The organism is Sodalis sp. RH24, assembly GCF_047324145.1.
Classification (GTDB): Bacteria; Pseudomonadota; Gammaproteobacteria; order Enterobacterales; family Enterobacteriaceae; genus Acerihabitans.
The window spans coordinates 4141678-4159598 of sequence record NZ_CP178729.1 but is presented as its reverse complement, the minus strand read 5'-3'; the positions used below and the strand labels follow the sequence as shown (position 1 = coordinate 4159598).

The window sequence follows — 17921 nt, the reverse complement described above, 5'->3', positions numbered from 1 at the left end:
GGCATCCCCTTTGCTATAGAGGTAACTGGCACTATGCCAACAGACAGGATGGATGCGCAGCGAAAGTGCATCAAAACCACTGGCTTTAATTTTCTGCCTCACAGGATGCTTTATGAAAAAAATGATGATTTCCACCTTGGTTGCCGCAGCCACCCTTTTTGCGATAGCCAATCAGGCACATGCAGGCGCGACGTTGGACGCGGTAAAGAAAAAAGGTTTTGTGCAATGCGGTATCAGTGACGGTTTGCCCGGCTTTTCTTATGCCGATGCCAGCGGTAAATTTACCGGTATCGACGTGGACGTCTGCCGCGCCGTCGCCGCCGCCGTCTTCGGCGACGATACCAAGGTCAAATACACGCCCTTGACGGCAAAAGAGCGTTTTACCGCGCTGCAATCCGGGGAAGTGGATATCCTGTCGCGCAACACGACCTGGACCTCGTCCCGCGATGCGTCCATGGGCATGGTGTTCGCCGGCGTGAACTATTATGACGGTATCGGCTTCCTGACCCATACCAAGGCCGGACTGAAAAGCGCCAAGGATCTCGACGGCGCTACCGTCTGTATCCAGGCCGGTACCGATACCGAGCTGAACGTAGCGGATTATTTCAAAGCCAATAAAATGCAATTTACCCCCGTGACCTTCGATCGTTCCGACGAAAGCGCCAAGGCGCTCGAGTCCGGCCGCTGCGACACCCTCTCTTCCGACCAGTCACAGCTCTACGCGCTGCGTATCAAGCTGGGCAAGCCCGACGATTATGTCGTACTGCCTGAAGTGATTTCCAAAGAGCCGTTGGGACCGGTGGTGCGTCGCGGTGATGAAGATTGGTTCACCATTGTCAAATGGTCGCTGTTCGCCATGCTCGATGCCGAAGAAATGGGCGTGACCTCGAAAAACGTCGATCAGCTGGCGGCCTCGCCGGCAACACCCGATATGGCCCATCTGCTGGGTAAAGAAGGTAACTTCGGCGAACAGCTGAAGCTGCCTAACGATTGGGCATACAAAATCGTTAAACAAGTAGGGAATTACGGCGAAATTTTCGATCGTAACGTCGGCGCCGGCAGCGAGCTTAAAATCAAGCGCGGCCTGAATGCATTATGGAATCAGGGCGGCATCCAGTACGCGCCGCCGGTACGTTAATACCAGCCACAGTGCGAGAGCGCCGGCGTAGTCCGCCGGCGCTTTTCCAGCAGATAAATTTATACTGAGGCTTTGCGCATGCAACAACGCCAAACCGTAAAAGGTGCCTTTTCGTTGACCAACCCTGCGGTTCGCGCCTGGGTCTACCAGATACTGGCCGTGGTGGTGGTGGTAGCCTTTGGCGGCTATATCCTGCACAACACGCTGACTAATCTCAGCAACCGCGGCATCACGTCCGGCTTTGGTTTCCTGCATGACGCCGCCGGTTTCGGCATCGTGCAGCATCTTATTCCTTTCGAACAGGGCGATACCTACGGACGGGTGTTTATCGTCGGGCTCCTCAATACATTGCTCGTCTCCGCACTCTGTATCGTGTTCGCTTCCCTGCTCGGCTTTTTTATCGGCCTGTCGCGACTGTCGGAAAACTGGCTGTTACGTAAACTGTCGACCATCTATATCGAGACTTTTCGTAATATTCCGCCGCTGCTGCAAATCTTTTTCTGGTATTTCGCCGTGCTGCGCAACCTGCCCGGTCCGCGCCAGGCGGTTAATGCCTTTGACGTGGCCTTTCTCAGCAACCGCGGCCTTTATATGCCCACCCCGATGATGGGCGAAGGCGCAGCCGCCACCCTGGTTGCGCTGGTTGCCGCCATCCTGGCGTCGGTTATCCTGTTTCGCATTAACCGCCGCCACCAGATGGCCACCGGCGAACTGCGCCGCAGCTGGCCCTGGATTGTCCTGCTGTTGATTGCGCTGCCCGCCGGCGCGCAGTGGCTATTCGGCGCGGCCCTCCATTGGGATTTGCCGCAATTGCGCGGGTTTAACTTTCGCGGCGGCATGGTGCTTATCCCCGAACTGGCCGCCCTGACGCTGGCCCTTTCGGTCTATACCTCCACCTTTATCGCCGAAGTCATTCGCTCCGGCATCCAGTCGGTGCCCTTCGGCCAGCATGAAGCGGCCCGTTCGCTGGGGCTGCCTAATCCGGTCACGTTAAACCAGGTTATCCTGCCGCAGGCGATGCGCGTGATTATCCCACCCCTGACCAGCCAGTACCTGAATATCGTCAAGAACTCCTCGCTGGCGGCCGCCATAGGTTACCCGGATATGGTCTCGCTATTTGCCGGGTCGGTGCTCAACCAGACCGGCCAGGCGATTGAAACCATCGCCATCACCATGTCGGTCTATCTGGTTATCAGTTTGGGGATTTCGTTCTTAATGAACATTTACAACCGGCGTAAAGCATTGGTTGAGCGCTAAGAGACCTTCATGACCATGACAATCAATCCCCATGAACCCGTAGCGATAGCGTCGCGCAGCCGGCTGGCACTGGCTATGCTTTGGATACGCCAGAACCTGTTTTCCAGCCTGTCCAATAGCCTGCTGACCCTGTTTTGCCTGTGGCTGCTGTGGATTATTATCCCGCCCATGTTCAACTGGCTGATATTGCAAGCCAATTGGGTGGGCACCACCCGCGCCGACTGCACCCGCGACGGCGCCTGCTGGGTCTTTATCCACGCCCGCTTCGGCCAGTTCATGTATGGCCTGTACCCCTTCGACCAGCGCTGGCGCATTAACCTGACCCTGGTGGTCGGATTGCTGAGCCTGCTGCCGATGTTCTGGAAAGGCATGCCGCGTCGCGGACGTTATATTGCCTGCTGGGCGGTGTTGTTCCCCATTTTTACCTGGGTGATGCTGTATGGCGGCTTTTTCGGTTTATCCCGGGTGGAAACCCGTCAATGGGGCGGGTTGACCCTGACGCTCATCATCGCGGCGGTGGGCATTGCGGGCGCGCTGCCCCTGGGCGTGCTGCTGGCGCTGGGCCGGCGGTCGAAAATGCCGGTGGTGCAATGGTTTTGCATCATATTTATCGAGTTCTGGCGCGGCGTGCCGCTGATCACCGTGTTGTTCATGTCGTCGGTCATGCTGCCGCTGTTCCTGTCGGAAGGGACCAATATCGATAAGCTTATCCGGGCGCTGGTAGGGGTGATCATGTTCCAGTCGGCCTACGTGGCGGAAGTGGTGCGCGGCGGCCTGCAGGCCTTGCCCAAGGGCCAGTACGAGGCGGCCGAATCGCTGGCGCTGGGTTATTGGAAAACCCAGGGGCTGGTGATCCTGCCGCAGGCCCTGAAAATGGTGATTCCCGGCCTGGTCAACACCATCATTGCGCTGTTTAAGGATACCAGCCTGGTGGTGATTATCGGTTTATTCGATTTGTTCAGCAGCGTGCAGCAGGCCACGGTCGACCCGGCCTGGCTCGGGATGTCGACGGAAGGGTATGTCTTCGCCGCGGCAGTCTACTGGATTTTTTGTTTTAGCATGTCCCGCTATAGCCAACATTTGGAAAGGCGCTTTCAAACCGGGCATTCCTCCACCCATTGAGGTACATAATGAGCGACAATAACGCCATCCAGTCTGACCGTTTGATGATTACACTGGAAAACGTCAATAAGTGGTTCGGTCAGTTCCATGTATTGAAAGATATCAATTTGCAGGTAAAAGCCGGCGAACGCATCGTGCTGTGCGGCCCTTCAGGTTCGGGCAAGTCCACCACCATCCGTTGTATTAACCATCTGGAAGAGCATCAGCGGGGCACCATCGTGGTGGACGGTACCCTTTTGAATGACGATCTGCGCAATATCGAACGCGTGCGTACTGAAGTAGGCATGGTGTTCCAGCATTTCAACCTGTTCCCGCACCTGACGGTGCTGCAGAACTGCACCCTGGCGCCCATTTGGGTGCGTAAGATGCCGAAAAAAGAGGCCGAGGAGCTGGCCATGCATTATCTGCAGCGGGTGCGGATTGCCGAGCACGCGCATAAATTCCCCGGCCAGCTGTCCGGCGGCCAGCAGCAGCGGGTGGCTATCGCCCGTTCGTTATGCATGAAGCCGAAAATCATGTTGTTTGACGAACCCACCTCGGCGCTGGATCCGGAAATGGTCAAGGAAGTGCTCGATACCATGATCGGCCTGGCCAATGACGGCATGACCATGCTGTGCGTGACGCATGAAATGGGCTTTGCCCGTACCGTCGCCGATCGGGTGATCTTTATGGATCGCGGGGAGATCGTCGAGCAATCCGCGCCGGACGAGTTTTTCACCCAGCCGAAATCAGAGCGCACCCGCGCCTTCCTGTCCCAGATCCTGCATTGATCGACCACCGGGGCGCCGCCCCGGTTATTTCAGCAGCACCTCGTATTGCGGATTAAACTCATCGAATATCGGCAGCGCCGCGGCGCCCAGCGCGGCGGTGTCGGTACCGTTCAGCCCAATCCTGACGCGGTGGCCGTCGCTGTATTTGCTGCGCACCGAGCGCAGCAGCGGATGCAGGCGCCCGACAATTTTTTCCACCAGCGGCTGCGGCATTTGGCCGCCGATAATCACCGCTTCGGCGTCGAAAATGCATTCGAGGATATTGATTGCCTGCCGGGTTGCCGGCAGGACCGCGTCGATCCAGCGGTCAAAGCGGGCGTGTTCCACGTGCAGCAGGTCCCCGGGCATGGCGATCATGGGATCCAGCCCGCAGGCCTCATAAGCCGATTGCAGGGATAAATAGCGTTCCAGGCAGCCATGATTGCCGCAGGAGCACAGGCGCCCGCCGGGCTGCACCACCATGTGGCCGACCTCGCCGGCATTATGCGCATGGCCGGTGTAAATATGGCCGTCGGTGAAAATGCCCGCGCCCAGGCCAGTGCCGATATAAAGATAGATAAACGAATCCAGCTGCTTGGCAATGCCGTGGAACCGCTCGCCGATGGCGGCCACCGTAGCGTCGTTCTCCAGGGTCACCGGCAGGCCGGTTGCCGTCGTCAATTCCGCCACCACATCGACATGTTCCCAGCCGTGCAGGGTGGTGGGTCCTTCGGACGATAGGCCCTCGACGCCAAACGGCCCCGGCATCACCACCCCGATCCCCAGCATTTTGCCCCAGTCGACCGGCGCCTGCTGCTTCATCTCCGCCAGCAGCTCTTTGATCAGCGCAAGCGTTGCACCGGGCTGGGGCTTTTGCACCAGGCAAAGGCGCCGGAAGCGGACATTGCCGGTAAGATCGACCAAGACCATCAGCAGGGTCTGGTGATCGAGATGAATGCCTATCGAATAAGCGCTGTCCGGATTCAGGGTCATGGGTACCGCCGGCTGGCCGCGGCCGCCGACATGGCGTGGCGCATGGGAGGAGAGAATGCCGGCCTGGCCGAGCTCGGCCGCGATATTGGATACGGTCTGCGGCGTCAGCGCCGTCAGGCGCGCCAATTCCGCCCGCGTCAACTCGCCGTTTAACCGAATGGCCTCGATAACCACGCGCCGGTTGTGCGCCCTGGCATGTTCCAAATTGGTACCTGATGTTCTCATGAGTCCATACCCCTCACTGCCTGTGGCGCCAGTATGTGTGCTTGTTATAGAGCAATCAAATTGATTTATTAATTCCCGGGCAGTGTTTTCGGCATGGCTATTGCAAGTTTCTCTGCAGGATAGCGGCAATTGTTGCCAGGTATGTTAAGAGAATGTGGCGCGATAGCGATCACAAGCTGAGAAGTTAAGCATTGCTTTCGTCTATTAAAGCAATCAAATTGATTTAATTACCCACACGCAAACCATCTGATCCCGGAGAGAGCATGAACATAAAGACCTTCTACCCCGCCCTGACGCTCTGCGCATTGTCGGTCCTCTCGCTGGGACTCCCGGCACAGGCCCAGGCGAAAACCCAAATCAACGCGCTGTTCATGACCCAGGCCGCCTACAGCGAAAACGATATCCGCGCCATGACCACCGATTTCACCCAGCAGCATCCGGATATCGACGTCAACCTGGAATTTGTACCCTACGAAGCCCTGCACGACAAAATCGTCGCGGCGCGCGGCGCGGGCGGCAATGGGTACGATGTGGTGCTGTTCGACGCCATCTGGCCGGCGGAATTTACCAAATTCGGCCTATTACAGGATGTCACGGCACGGATTAACGCCGACGACAGCAAAAAGATTTTCCCCGGCGCCATGAGCACCGTTACCTATCAGGATAAGGTTTGGGGCCTGCCCTGGATCCTCGACACCAAATACCTGTATTACAACAAGGCGATGTTGAGCAAAGCCGGCATCACCACGCCGCCGCAGACCTGGCAGCAGGTGGAGCAGCAGTCCGAGATTTTAAAGCAAAAGGGCATCGTGAAGTATCCGCTGGTCTGGAGCTGGTCGCAGGCGGAAGCGCTGATTTGTGATTACACCACGCTGGTATCGGCCTTTAAGGGTGACTTCTTTACCGCGGGCAAGCTGAATTTCAGCAACCCGGGCTCGCTGCAAGCGGTAAATTATATGAAGGAAACGCTGGATAAGGGCCTGACCAATCCCAACTCGCGCGAATACCTGGAAGAAGATGTGCGCAAGGCATTCTCCAACGGCGACGCGGCCTTCGCGCTCAACTGGACCTATATGTACAACATGGCCAACGACCCGAAACAGAGTAAAGTGGCCGGCGACGTCGGCATAGTGCCGGCACCGGGCGCGCAGGCCGGCGGCGTTTCGGCGGTCAACGGCTCGATGGGCCTGGGCATTGCCAAGGCCAGCCAGCATCCCGAGCAGGCATGGCAATATATCAGCTATATCACCTCGCAGCCGGTACAGGATAAATATTCGCGCCTGAGCCTGCCTATCTGGAAATCCTCCTATGATGACCCCAAGGTGCAGCAAGGTCAGGAGCCGTTAATCGCCGCCGCGAAACAATCCCTGAATGTCATGTTGTCCCGCCCGGCCATTCCCGCCTATTCGCAGTTGTCCAACGTGCTGCAGCAAAACCTGCAGCAGGTGTTGCAGAACCAGGCTACGCCGGAAGCGGCCATGCAGGCGGCGACGAAAGGCGCGGAACGTTTGCGTTAAGGATTTAGCCATGCTCAGTTTGCCGCAACGTGAGCGTCGTCAGGCATGGGTGCTGCTGGCGCCCATGCTGGTGATGATGTTTTTGCTGACCGCCTGGCCGCTGGGCCGGACCCTGTGGCTCAGCTTTACCGACGCCGCGCTGATTGGCGGCGGCGCCGTGCCCGCTTACGTGGGTTTCGCCAACTATCTGTATGCGCTGACCGACCCGGACTTTCTGGCGGCGCTGGCGCGCACGCTTTATTTTACCCTGGTGTCGGTGGCCTTTGAAGGCGTTATCGGCGTACTGGTGGCCCTGCTGCTGAACCAGAAATTTTACGGCCGCGGCCTGCTGCGGGTGCTGGTAATCCTGCCCTGGGCGCTGCCGACCATCGTTAACGCCATGATGTGGCGGCTTAATTTCAATCCCGATTACGGCAGCGTCAACGCGTTGCTGACACAAACCGGTGTCATCGATCGTTACCGCAGTTGGCTCGGCTCCCCCGACTCGGCGATGAACGCGGTGATGATTGCCGATATCTGGAAAAACTACCCGCTGGTGACGCTGCTGACCCTGGCGGCGCTGCAATCGATCCCGGACGATCTGTTCGAGGCCGCGCGTATCGACGGCGCCTCCGCCTGGCGGCGATTTCGCGCCATCACCCTGCCGGCCATCCTGGCTCCACTTGGCGTGGCGCTGATCTTACGCACCATCGACGCCTTTAAGATCTTCGACATTATTTATGTCATGACGCGGGGCGGCCCGGTGGACAGCACCAAGACCCTGAGCTTTTTCGTCTATCAGGAATCGTTCAGCTACCTGCGCGCCGGCAGCGGCGCCGCCTATGCCATCCTGATGACCATTCTGTGCGGGATTTTGATTGCCGTTTACATGCTGATGCTGTCCCGTCAGCGCCGCCGGGGAATAGAATCATGAAACGCAGGATCCGCATTGTTTTACGCTATGCGGCGGCGGCGCTGCTGGCGATAACCATACTGGCGCCCATGCTGTGGCTGTTTTTAATGAGCGTCAGCTCGGCGGCGGATTTAGCCCGCATCCCGCTGGAATGGCTGCCGCGACAATGGGACTTCAGCCGCTACGCCCGCCTGCTATCGCTGGCGCCGGGCCAGCCGGGCGCGCTTTTCCTGCACGCGCTGGCCAACAGTATGGTGATTGCCACCGGCGCGACGCTGATTTCGCTGCTGCTGGCCGTGCCGGCGGCGTTCAGTTTTTCCCGCTATCCCGGCCGTGAGGGCTGGTTGATGGGCAGCCTGGCTATTTATATGGTGCCGCCGGTGGCGTTTGTCCTGCCGCTGTATTTTGTTTTGCAGCAGTTGTCGTTACTGAATACGCATCTGGGACTGGTGTTGGTGTACTGTTCGCTGATCCTGCCTTTTCTGACCTGGATGCTGAAAAACCAGTTCGACGCGCTGCCGCTGGATATCGAACAGGCGGCGCGCCTCGACGGCCTGCGTTTTTGGCAGGTGCTGTTGCGCATTACCCTGCCACTGGCCAAACCGGCCGTGGCCGCCTCGGCGGTGTTTGGCTGGCTGCTGGCCTGGGATGAATTTTTCTATGCCTTGCTATTTACCAACAATATCCAGGCGCAAACGCTGCCGGTCACTATCGCCGGGTTTACCGCCGGCCGGGCCACGGACGACGGGCTTATCGCCGCCGTCGGCATCCTGGCCTCGGTACCGCCGCTGTTTATCGCCATCTGGCTGCAAAAGTCCCTGGTCAGCGGTTTAACCAGCGGCGGCAGCAAGGGCTAAAAAGGGACGAACTGGATACCTTCATGACAACATCCGCGATCGACGCCACGCTGTATGTGGTGGGCAATATCAATATCGACCTGATTATGGGCACCCTGCACCATTGGCCCGCCCGCGGAACCGAGGCGATGCTGGAACACAGCGCCATGCGGCCCGGCGGCTCGGCCGGCAACTGCGCGCTGGCGCTGGCGGCGCTCGGCACGCCGCACCGGGCGGTGGCCAATCAGGGAGACGATCATTTTTCTTCCTGGCTGGCGGGTTATTTTACCGCCAGCGCGCCCTTCTGGCCGCGTTATGCCTGCGAAACCTCGCTGACGGTGGGCCTGACCCATCCTGATAACGAACGCACCTTTTTCAGCAACCAGGGACATATCGTGCGCCTGACGCGGCAAGACGTGCTGATGCAGCTGCCGCCGCAGGCGACGCCGGGGGATATCGTCTTATTATGCGGCACCTTTCTCTGCCTGCGGCTGCTAAAGGAGTATCCGGAGCTGTTGGCTACGCTGCGCCGCCGCGGTTTTCAGGTGGCGGTGGATACCGGCTGGCCCCCCGACGGCTGGAACGAGCGCCTGCGTAGGGATATCGCCCGCTGGCTCGGTTACTGTGACTATTTATTATTGAATGAAGTGGAAACGCTGGGCCTGGCGGACAGCGGCGATCTGGCGCTGGCCGGAAAAACGCTGGCGGCGCAGCTCACGCCCGGCGGCGCCTGCGTCATCAAGCGGGGCGCGTTGGGTGCCACGGTATATGAGAGGCAGGGGGAATTTTCCCACGCCGCCGAGCAGGTCGAAATCAAAGATACCATCGGCGCCGGCGACAGTTTTAACGCCGGTTTTCTCAGCGCCCTGCTGTACGGTTATAACCGCCGCCAGGCGCTGCGCTGGGGCATTCGTGTCGCCGGGCAGGCCATAGGCAGCTCGCCGCGTCAGTATCCTGACCGGGCATCCCTTCAATCCCTTGCCGGTGAGGAATAATCCATGGCCAGCGTCGAACTCGTCAAGATCGCCAAACGTTATGGCAAACATACCGTGCTTAATCCGCTGGATCTCACCATCCCCGACGGCAGCTTTACGGTGTTAGTCGGCCCCTCCGGCTGCGGCAAATCCACCCTGCTGCGCCTGCTGGCCGGGCTCGATACCGTCTCCGACGGCGATATCTTTATTGATAAACAGCGTATCAACGACCTGGATCCGGCGGATCGGGATATCGCCATGGTGTTCCAAAGCTATGCGCTTTACCCGCATTTGACGGTCGCGGAAAACCTGGCGTTTCATATGCAGGTAAAAAAAGTACCGCGCCAGGAACAGCAAAGCAAAGTTGAGCAAGTCGCCCGCATGCTGGGTATCGAACGCCTGTTGCGGCGGCTGCCGAAGGCGCTGTCCGGCGGGCAGCGCCAGCGTGTGGCCATGGGCCGCGCCATGGTGCGCAATCCCCGGGTATTCCTTTTTGACGAGCCGTTGTCCAATTTGGATGCCCAGTTGCGCATGGAGCTGCGCGCCGAGATTAAATCGCTGCATCAGCAGCTCAAAACCACCACGGTATATGTTACCCATGACCAGGTGGAGGCCATGACCCTGGCCGATCAAATTGTGGTGATGAAGGAAGGCAATATCGTTCAGCAAGGCAGGCCTCTGGAAATTTACGATCGGCCGGCCAATACCTTCGTGGCGCGTTTTATCGGCTCGCCGCCGATGAACCTGCTGGAAGGGAAGGTTGAGACACGCGATGGGATTGCGGGCGTAAGCTGTGGCGCACTGTGGTTCCCGCTGCCGGCAAAATGGCACGCTGCGGCAAAGCTTCAGGGCGGCGCGCCGGTGACGCTTGGCATTCGTCCGCATGATTTCTTGCGCCTTGATGCTTCGGAACAGCCCGCCGCCACGTTGCGCGTGATGGAGGTAACCGGCGAGACCAGCCTGCTGCACGTAGACTGGGGCGGTTTCCCGCTGCATGTCCAATTTGCCGGCCGGATCCTGTGCCAGCCCGGGCAACCGCTCTGGCTGGAAACCAAGGCGGAAAGCCTGCATTTGTTTGATACGCAAAGCGGCAACCGGCTTGGCGAGACCCGTTAAAGCGCAGGCGCGGGCGGCAATCCGCGTTGATCAGTAACCCACGCCTCGCACTCCGCCCGCGGCCCTAATGTATTCGCCTGTTACCCAATGTGCATCATCGGACGCCAGGAACACCGCAACGGGCGCAATGTCTTCCGGCTCGCCGAAACGGCCCAAAGGCGTTCCGGCAATAAGTTTTTCCCCCAGTTCGCCCGCAAAATGACCTTTCGTCGCAGGCGTATTGGTGTGGCCGGGCAGAATGGCATTGACCCTGATCCCACGGGGGCCCAACTCCCTGGCCAACGCCAGGGTCAGGGTATCGACCGCCCCTTTGGTGGCTGAATAAACACTGGATGCAAGATAAGGGTCGGTGCTGAGGATGGAGCTAATATTGATGATGCTGCCCCCTGATTTGCCGAAATGCTTTACCGCTTCACGAACAGCCAGTAGATACCCCAGCACATTGATATTAAACTGCTGATGGAAGGCTTCCTCCGTAAGGTCTTCAATCATTTGAAACACCGCGACCCCGGCGTTATTTACCAGAATATCCAGCCTACCGTAGTCCGCTCTGACCGTATCGAACAAGCGTGTGACGTCGCGTGCCTTGCTCATATCCGCCTGAATAGAGACTGCGGTGCCGCCCTGCGCCTGAATCTGCGCGACAACCGCGTCGGCCTCGTCCTTGCTTGACGCATAGTTTACGACGACCGTCGCGCCCGCAGCGCCAAACGCTTTGGCAATGCCGGCGCCGATGCCTTTTGATGCGCCGGTGACAACCGCTATTTTGCCTTTAAGTTTCATATAATTACCTTTTATATCGTTGAGTAATGGCTCGCGGGGGTGAAGGTGGTCAGATCTCAGAGATCCGGACGCAACGCCCGCTTGCCAATAGCATAGGGTCAACAGCCGGCCAGCGGCGTGCCCGTTCTTCTCTCATCCTTGCCTGATCTTCTCACTCCGCTTGCTTTGCCATCGGGTTTACCCCATAGTCAATTGCATGAACAATGCAATGGATGAGCTGCGCAGCATCGTTATGCGTGCAGGAAACACGTGGACAGATACCGGCCTATCGCACGTAATCATGGTGCGGGCCGAGGCGTGCGCGGATCGGGTTTATCAGCCCATGCTGCACTTGGTTCTACAGGGCTCCAAGACGCTCTCCATTGGGGATCAGGTTTTGGATTATGCAGCGGCGACCTATTTTCTCGTCCCCGTGGATGTACCCGCCACCGGCGAGATCCATTCGAGCGGACCGGGGCAGCCCTATCTTGCGATCGGCCTGGCCCTTGATGTCAAGGTCATCGCCACGTTGCTCGCTGGTGAGTCCGAAGCGGATGCGCGTCCAAACACGGGGGGCTTTTCCGCGGTGACCGCGCCTGCTGAAATGATTGATGCATGGTTGCGTATGATGAGACTTATTAATCGCCCGCGAGAAGCCGCGATCCTTGCCCCCATGATCGAGCGGGAAATTTTGTTTCGGGTACTGCAAGGGCCGCTGGGCGGTATGCTGCGCGAAATCGCCCGCCCCGAAGGCCGTTTGTCGCAGATTCGACGCGCCACCCTGTGGATCCGTGAGCACTACACCGAACCATTCCGCGTCGAGTCGCTCGCGGCAATGTCCGATATGAGCGTCGCGGCTTTCTATCGTCACTTCAAATCCATCACCGCCATGACGCCGATTCAATACCAGAAGCGTCTGCGTCTGCTTAGGGCCCGTTGGTTGCTGTTGTTCGATCCTCAGGACGCCGCTGCAATCGCATTTACCGTTGGGTATGAAAGCGCCTCACAATTCAGCCGTGAATATGCACGCCTGTTCGGCATGTCACCGGTGCGGGATGCCGCCAGGTTCAGGTCAGCGCCAGCCTCAGGCGGCGCTTCAATGATGGATGCGGGCGTTTCTGAAAGCTTAAGTCGCGTCTCTTCGTCCGGGTAGCGAACCGCCAGGGTTGATGTCTATGCAAAAGCCCGCTGTTGTCACCGAGGTTTTTTGCAATTGCATGCCTGACAATTGACGATTGCTTCTGACGCCAACGTTGCTGCGAAGATGCATAATGTCATCGGCACAGACGCCTTCCTGTACCTATCCGGCTGATAAACTATAAAATAAAAAACGCCTGGGCCAATGGGATTTATTACACAATGCTGTGCCATTATCTACCTCAGGGTAGCCGGTTATACTGACCGGGGGAATATGCTGAACGCAACCGGAAAGTGGTTAATCACAGGCTGGCAGCCAGGTTTGCAGCGGGTGGTCTCAGGCAAAATCTGATTGAAAAAATAAAGCCTTTTTCTTTGTGCGAATTTAAACTATATCTTAGATATATTCATTACAGAATTCTCTCTCCCCCTCTTGATGTTTTTTTTAATTATTTTCAGATAAAAGATATAATTTTTATTATCAAAGAGATTATTAAAATGTTTAAAAACTCAAGCAAAGCTTTATGTTTTTTTATACTTATCGTCGCCACCAGAACGTATGCCAGAGAGATAAACTTATATTCCGCCAATACCGGTTCGTTTGTGTATCACTTGACTGGTAATTATGGGCAATATAATGAGTTTTTTGATAATAAATTCTTATCAGTCGAGCGCAAATTTTCTGAAGATTCCAACTACAGTATATTGCTTGGGACGATGAACAACAGTTTCGGGGACCGCTGTCTGGCAATGGGATTGAGAAGGGACTGGATATCGGGTGACTCCGGCTGGGTTTTTAAAGGGATATATGGTTATACAGGGGAATTTTTTTTTGACGCTTTCAGTCGTTGCGGTGATCATGGCGCCTATAAAAATTTTAAGAAAGCGACTGGAATAGGATTTGCGCCATATATTTATCATGCTATTCAATACAATTTTACAGATTACTTCGGTATTGAAACTGGAATAATCATTCCTACCGTACTTGTCATCAGCGTGCAATGGAGCTTCAGATAAATGTTTGTTACCCGTTATACGCAAGCCGGGTAGCGAACCGCCAGGGTCACGGACATGAAAAAGCCCTCTGTTTGCACAGAGGGCTTCGCCAATGGGATGCCTTGCAGTGGATGTCCGCCTGCGGCGGCCACCCTGCGGGCCGCCGCAAGCGGCGTTCAACAGGCTCCGCCTGTTGTCCTACTCTCTTACTCGAGTAGCGAACCGCCAGGGTTACGGACATGAAAAAGCCCTCTGTTTACACAGAGGGCTTCGTCAATGGGATGCCTGGCAGTTGATGCCTGACGGCGTCAGGCACCCTGCGGGCCGCCGCAAGCGGCGTTCAACAGGCTCCGCCTGTTGTCCTACTCTCTTACTCGAGTAGCGAACCGCCAGGGTCACGGACATGAAAAAGCCCTCTGTTTACACAGAAGGCTTCGTCAATTGGATGCCTGGCAGTTCCCTACTCTCGCATGGGGAGACCCCACACTACCATCGGCGCTACGGCGTTTCACTACTGAGTTCGGCATGGGGTCAGGTGGGACCACCGCGCTAGTGCCGCCAGGCAAATTCTTTATTTGCCGAACTCTACCGTTAAAACTGGTGCTGATACCCAGAGTCGAACTGGGGACCTCACCCTTACCAAGGGTGCGCTCTACCAACTGAGCCATATCAGCGCTCAAAGCTTTTTTACCAACGCCTTTCGCTTCGCTCAAGGTATTGGTCTTAATGGATGCCTGGCAGTTCCCTACTCTCGCATGGGGAGACCCCACACTACCATCGGCGCTACGGCGTTTCACTGCTGAGTTCGGCATGGGGTCAGGTGGGACCACCGCGCTAGTGCCGCCAGGCAAATTCGTTTACCAACCGTCATCCTGCTTCTGATGACCATCGGCCTTTATCCGGAACTTCGCTGAAAATTCTCTCGCCACCCCTTGGGGCGACGCTCTCTTTGCGTCAAACACTTTAGGTGTTGTAAGGTTAAGCCTCACGGGTCATTAGTATCGGTTAGCTCAACGCATCGCTGCGCTTACACACCCGACCTATCAACGTCATCGTCTTTAACGTCCCTTCAGGTGACTTAAAGCCACAGGGAAGACTCATCTCGAGGCAAGTTTCCCGCTTAGATGCTTTCAGCGGTTATCTCTTCCGCACGTAGCTACCGGGCAATGCCATTGGCATGACAACCCGAACACCAGTGGTGCGTCCACTCCGGTCCTCTCGTACTAGGAGCAGCCCCTCTCAATCTTCCAACGCCCACGGCAGATAGGGACCGAACTGTCTCACGACGTTCTAAACCCAGCTCGCGTACCACTTTAAATGGCGAACAGCCATACCCTTGGGACCTACTTCAGCCCCAGGATGTGATGAGCCGACATCGAGGTGCCAAACACCGCCGTCGATATGAACTCTTGGGCGGTATCAGCCTGTTATCCCCGGAGTACCTTTTATCCGTTGAGCGATGGCCCTTCCATTCAGAACCACCGGATCACTAAGACCTGCTTTCGCACCTGCTCGAGCCGTCACTCTCGCAGTCAAGCTAGCTTATGCCTTTGCACTAACCTCACGATGTCCGACCGTGATTAGCTAACCTTCGTGCTCCTCCGTTACTCTTTAGGAGGAGACCGCCCCAGTCAAACTACCCACCAGACACTGTCCTCGACCCGGATTACGGGCCGGAGTTAGAACATCAAACATTAAAGGGTGGTATTTCAAGGTTGGCTCCATGCAGACTGGCGTCCACACTTCAAAGCCTCCCACCTATCCTACACATCAAGGCTCAATGTTCAGTGTCAAGCTATAGTAAAGGTTCACGGGGTCTTTCCGTCTTGCCGCGGGTACACTGCATCTTCACAGCGAGTTCAATTTCACTGAGTCTCGGGTGGAGACAGCCTGGCCATCATTACGCCATTCGTGCAGGTCGGAACTTACCCGACAAGGAATTTCGCTACCTTAGGACCGTTATAGTTACGGCCGCCGTTTACCGGGGCTTCGATCAAGAGCTTCTCCTTGCGGATAACCCCATCAATTAACCTTCCGGCACCGGGCAGGCGTCACACCGTATACGTCCACTTTCGTGTTTGCACAGTGCTGTGTTTTTAATAAACAGTTGCAGCCAGCTGGTATCTGCGACTGGCTTCAGCTCGGGGAGCAAGTCCCTCCACCTAATGCCAGCGTGCCTTCTCCCGAAGTTACGGCACCATTTTGCCTAGTTCCTTCACCCGAGTTCTCTCAAGCGCCTTGGTATTCTCTACCTGACCACCTGTGTCGGTTTGGGGTACGATTCGATGTGACCTGGAGCTTAGAGGCTTTTCCTGGAAGCGTAGCATCAATTCCTTCACCACCGTAGTGGCTCGTTATCACGCCTCAGTGTTGAATGAAAAAGCGGATTTACCTGCTCTTTCCACCTTCACGCTTAAACCGGGACAACCGTCGCCCGGCGAACCTAGCTTTCTCCGTCCCCCCTTCGCAGTCACACCCAGTACAGGAATATTAACCTGTTTCCCATCGACTACGCCTTTCGGCCTCGCCTTAGGGGTCGACTCACCCTGCCCCGATTAACGTTGGACAGGAACCCTTGGTCTTCCGGCGAGCGGGCTTTTCACCCGCTTTATCGTTACTTATGTCAGCATTCGCACTTCTGATACCTCCAGCAGCCCTCACAGGCCACCTTCGCAGGCTTACAGAACGCTCCCCTACCCAACAATACCCGAAGGTATCGCTGCCGCAGCTTCGGTGCATGGTTTAGCCCCGTTACATCTTCCGCGCAGGCCGACTCGACCAGTGAGCTATTACGCTTTCTTTAAATGATGGCTGCTTCTAAGCCAACATCCTGGCTGTCTGTGCCTTCCCACATCGTTTCCCACTTAACCATGACTTTGGGACCTTAGCTGGCGGTCTGGGTTGTTTCCCTCTTCACGACGGACGTTAGCACCCGCCGTGTGTCTCCCGTGGTAACATTCTTCGGTATTCGCAGTTTGCATCGGGTTGGTAATCCGGGGTGGACCCCTAGCCGAAACAGTGCTCTACCCCCGAAGATGAATTCACGAGGCGCTACCTAAATAGCTTTCGGGGAGAACCAGCTATCTCCCGGTTTGATTGGCCTTTCACCCCCAGCCACAAGTCATCCGCTAATTTTTCAACATTAGTCGGTTCGGTCCTCCAGTTAGTGTTACCCAACCTTCAACCTGCCCATGGCTAGATCACCGGGTTTCGGGTCTATACCCTGCAACTTAACGCCCAGTTAAGACTCGGTTTCCCTACGGCTCCCCTAAACGGTTAACCTTGCTACAGAATATAAGTCGCTGACCCATTATACAAAAGGTACGCAGTCACCCTGATAAATCAAGGCTCCCACTGCTTGTACGTACACGGTTTCAGGTTCTATTTCACTCCCCTCGCCGGGGTTCTTTTCGCCTTTCCCTCACGGTACTGGTTCACTATCGGTCAGTCAGGAGTATTTAGCCTTGGAGGATGGTCCCCCCATCTTCAGACAGGATATCACGTGTCCCGCCCTACTCATCGAGCTCACAGCACTTGCACCTTCGGATACGGGGCTATCACCCTGTGTTGCCGGACTTTCCAGACCGTTCTCCTGATGCAAACGCTGATGGTGACTCTGGGCTGTTCCCCGTTCGCTCGCCGCTACTAGGGGAATCTCGGTTGATTTCTTTTCCTCGGGGTACTGAGATGTTTCAGTTCCCCCGGTTCGCCTCAATACGCTATGGATTCACGTAATGATAGTGCAACGAATTGCACTGGGTTTCCCCATTCGGACATCGCCGGCTGATAGCGCTTCATATCAGCTCACCGGCGCATTTCGCGGATTAGCACGTCCTTCATCGCCTCTGACTGCCTAGGCATCCACCGTGTACGCTTATTCACTTAACCTCACAACCCTAAAGTGTCTGTGTTGCGACTGGCTGCACACTGCCATGGCATCGTTGCGCGATGCTCGCCATGCTCATGGACATTGAGTCCACTCCGCTGGCTGCGCGCCGTGCGCCTTGCCCTGACACTGTTCGCACAGTCTCACCCTGGTGAGAGTAAACCCTCGCCTGGGCTACAGAGATTGCCATCGACACGGCAATCATTAGGTTTGCTTGCTTTGAGAGAATCGCATACTGATTTTGCTCAGCATGTTTTTTTCAAATTTTCAGCTTGTTCCGGATTGTTAAAGAGCATGTATTTCGCAGCATACTCATAAGAG

At 56.5% G+C, this 17921-nt stretch carries 13 protein-coding genes, 1 tRNA gene and 3 rRNA genes; 11 read left to right on the top strand and 6 right to left on the bottom strand.

What is annotated here, in order from left to right; genetic code table 11:
- Positions 1-112 precede the first annotated feature (112 nt).
- The 4 genes from ACL2XG_RS18875 to ACL2XG_RS18860 all read left to right on the top strand — a co-directional run bounded on the left by ACL2XG_RS18875 (position 113) and on the right by ACL2XG_RS18860 (position 4287).
- Entirely contained in the window at positions 113-1138 is a 1026-nt protein-coding gene (locus tag ACL2XG_RS18875) for an amino acid ABC transporter substrate-binding protein (RefSeq protein WP_410013304.1), read from the top strand.
- A 78-nt stretch (positions 1139-1216) separates the two neighbouring features.
- Positions 1217-2395, top strand: coding sequence for an amino acid ABC transporter permease (locus tag ACL2XG_RS18870; protein WP_410013303.1), 1179 nt, complete (start codon positions 1217-1219; stop codon positions 2393-2395).
- 15 nt (positions 2396-2410) lie between these two features.
- On the top strand, positions 2411-3517 hold the full coding sequence (locus ACL2XG_RS18865; protein ID WP_410016718.1) for an amino acid ABC transporter permease: 1107 nt from the start codon (positions 2411-2413) through the stop codon (positions 3515-3517).
- A gap of 8 nt (positions 3518-3525) precedes the next feature.
- Entirely contained in the window at positions 3526-4287 is a 762-nt protein-coding gene (locus ACL2XG_RS18860) for an amino acid ABC transporter ATP-binding protein (protein ID WP_410013302.1), read from the top strand.
- A gap of 24 nt (positions 4288-4311) precedes the next feature.
- Here the strand turns inward: ACL2XG_RS18860 and ACL2XG_RS18855 are convergent, their stop codons facing one another.
- Positions 4312-5484 (bottom strand): ROK family protein, encoded by a 1173-nt coding sequence (locus ACL2XG_RS18855; RefSeq protein ID WP_410013301.1) that lies wholly within the window; start codon positions 5482-5484, stop codon positions 4312-4314.
- A 263-nt stretch (positions 5485-5747) separates the two neighbouring features.
- Here ACL2XG_RS18855 and ACL2XG_RS18850 point away from each other — a divergent pair, with 263 nt between their 5' ends.
- The 5 genes from ACL2XG_RS18850 to ACL2XG_RS18830 are packed head-to-tail and all read left to right on the top strand — an operon-like array spanning position 5748 to position 10819.
- On the top strand, positions 5748-7001 hold the full coding sequence (locus tag ACL2XG_RS18850; protein ID WP_410013300.1) for an extracellular solute-binding protein: 1254 nt from the start codon (positions 5748-5750) through the stop codon (positions 6999-7001).
- Between the two features lie 10 nt (positions 7002-7011).
- A complete protein-coding gene (locus tag ACL2XG_RS18845) occupies positions 7012-7914 on the top strand; it encodes a carbohydrate ABC transporter permease (protein ID WP_410013299.1) in 903 nt (300 codons plus the stop codon).
- Entirely contained in the window at positions 7911-8750 is an 840-nt protein-coding gene (locus ACL2XG_RS18840) for a carbohydrate ABC transporter permease (RefSeq protein WP_410013298.1), read from the top strand. Before ACL2XG_RS18845 ends, ACL2XG_RS18840 begins: the two co-directional genes overlap by 4 nt.
- A gap of 23 nt (positions 8751-8773) precedes the next feature.
- Entirely contained in the window at positions 8774-9724 is a 951-nt protein-coding gene (locus ACL2XG_RS18835; protein WP_413721553.1) for a carbohydrate kinase family protein, read from the top strand.
- A gap of 3 nt (positions 9725-9727) precedes the next feature.
- Positions 9728-10819 (top strand): ABC transporter ATP-binding protein, encoded by a 1092-nt coding sequence (locus ACL2XG_RS18830; RefSeq protein WP_410013296.1) that lies wholly within the window; start codon positions 9728-9730, stop codon positions 10817-10819.
- 30 nt (positions 10820-10849) lie between these two features.
- On the opposite strand, the gene ACL2XG_RS18825 is transcribed toward ACL2XG_RS18830, so the two are convergent.
- Entirely contained in the window at positions 10850-11602 is a 753-nt protein-coding gene (locus tag ACL2XG_RS18825) for an SDR family NAD(P)-dependent oxidoreductase (RefSeq protein ID WP_410013295.1), read from the bottom strand.
- A gap of 208 nt (positions 11603-11810) precedes the next feature.
- On the opposite strand from ACL2XG_RS18825, the gene ACL2XG_RS18820 reads away from it, so the two are divergent.
- Together ACL2XG_RS18820 and ACL2XG_RS18815 are read left to right on the top strand one after the other, a co-directional pair.
- Positions 11811-12734: an AraC family transcriptional regulator N-terminal domain-containing protein gene (locus tag ACL2XG_RS18820; protein WP_413721554.1), complete on the top strand. Its 924-nt coding sequence runs from the start codon at positions 11811-11813 to the stop codon at positions 12732-12734.
- Positions 12735-13216: 482 nt separating this feature from the next.
- Positions 13217-13735: a hypothetical protein gene (locus tag ACL2XG_RS18815; protein WP_410016717.1), complete on the top strand. Its 519-nt coding sequence runs from the start codon at positions 13217-13219 to the stop codon at positions 13733-13735.
- Between the two features lie 426 nt (positions 13736-14161).
- Here ACL2XG_RS18815 and rrf (ACL2XG_RS18810) read toward each other — a convergent pair.
- The 4 genes from rrf (ACL2XG_RS18810) to ACL2XG_RS18795 all read right to left on the bottom strand — a co-directional run bounded on the left by rrf (ACL2XG_RS18810) (position 14162) and on the right by ACL2XG_RS18795 (position 17602).
- Positions 14162-14277: ribosomal RNA gene (gene rrf, locus ACL2XG_RS18810) — 5S ribosomal RNA — on the bottom strand.
- Between the two features lie 35 nt (positions 14278-14312).
- Positions 14313-14388, bottom strand: a tRNA-Thr gene (locus ACL2XG_RS18805).
- A gap of 58 nt (positions 14389-14446) precedes the next feature.
- Positions 14447-14562, bottom strand: a 5S ribosomal RNA gene (gene rrf / locus ACL2XG_RS18800).
- A 126-nt stretch (positions 14563-14688) separates the two neighbouring features.
- Positions 14689-17602, bottom strand: a 23S ribosomal RNA gene (locus ACL2XG_RS18795).
- Positions 17603-17921: the final 319 nt, after the last annotated feature.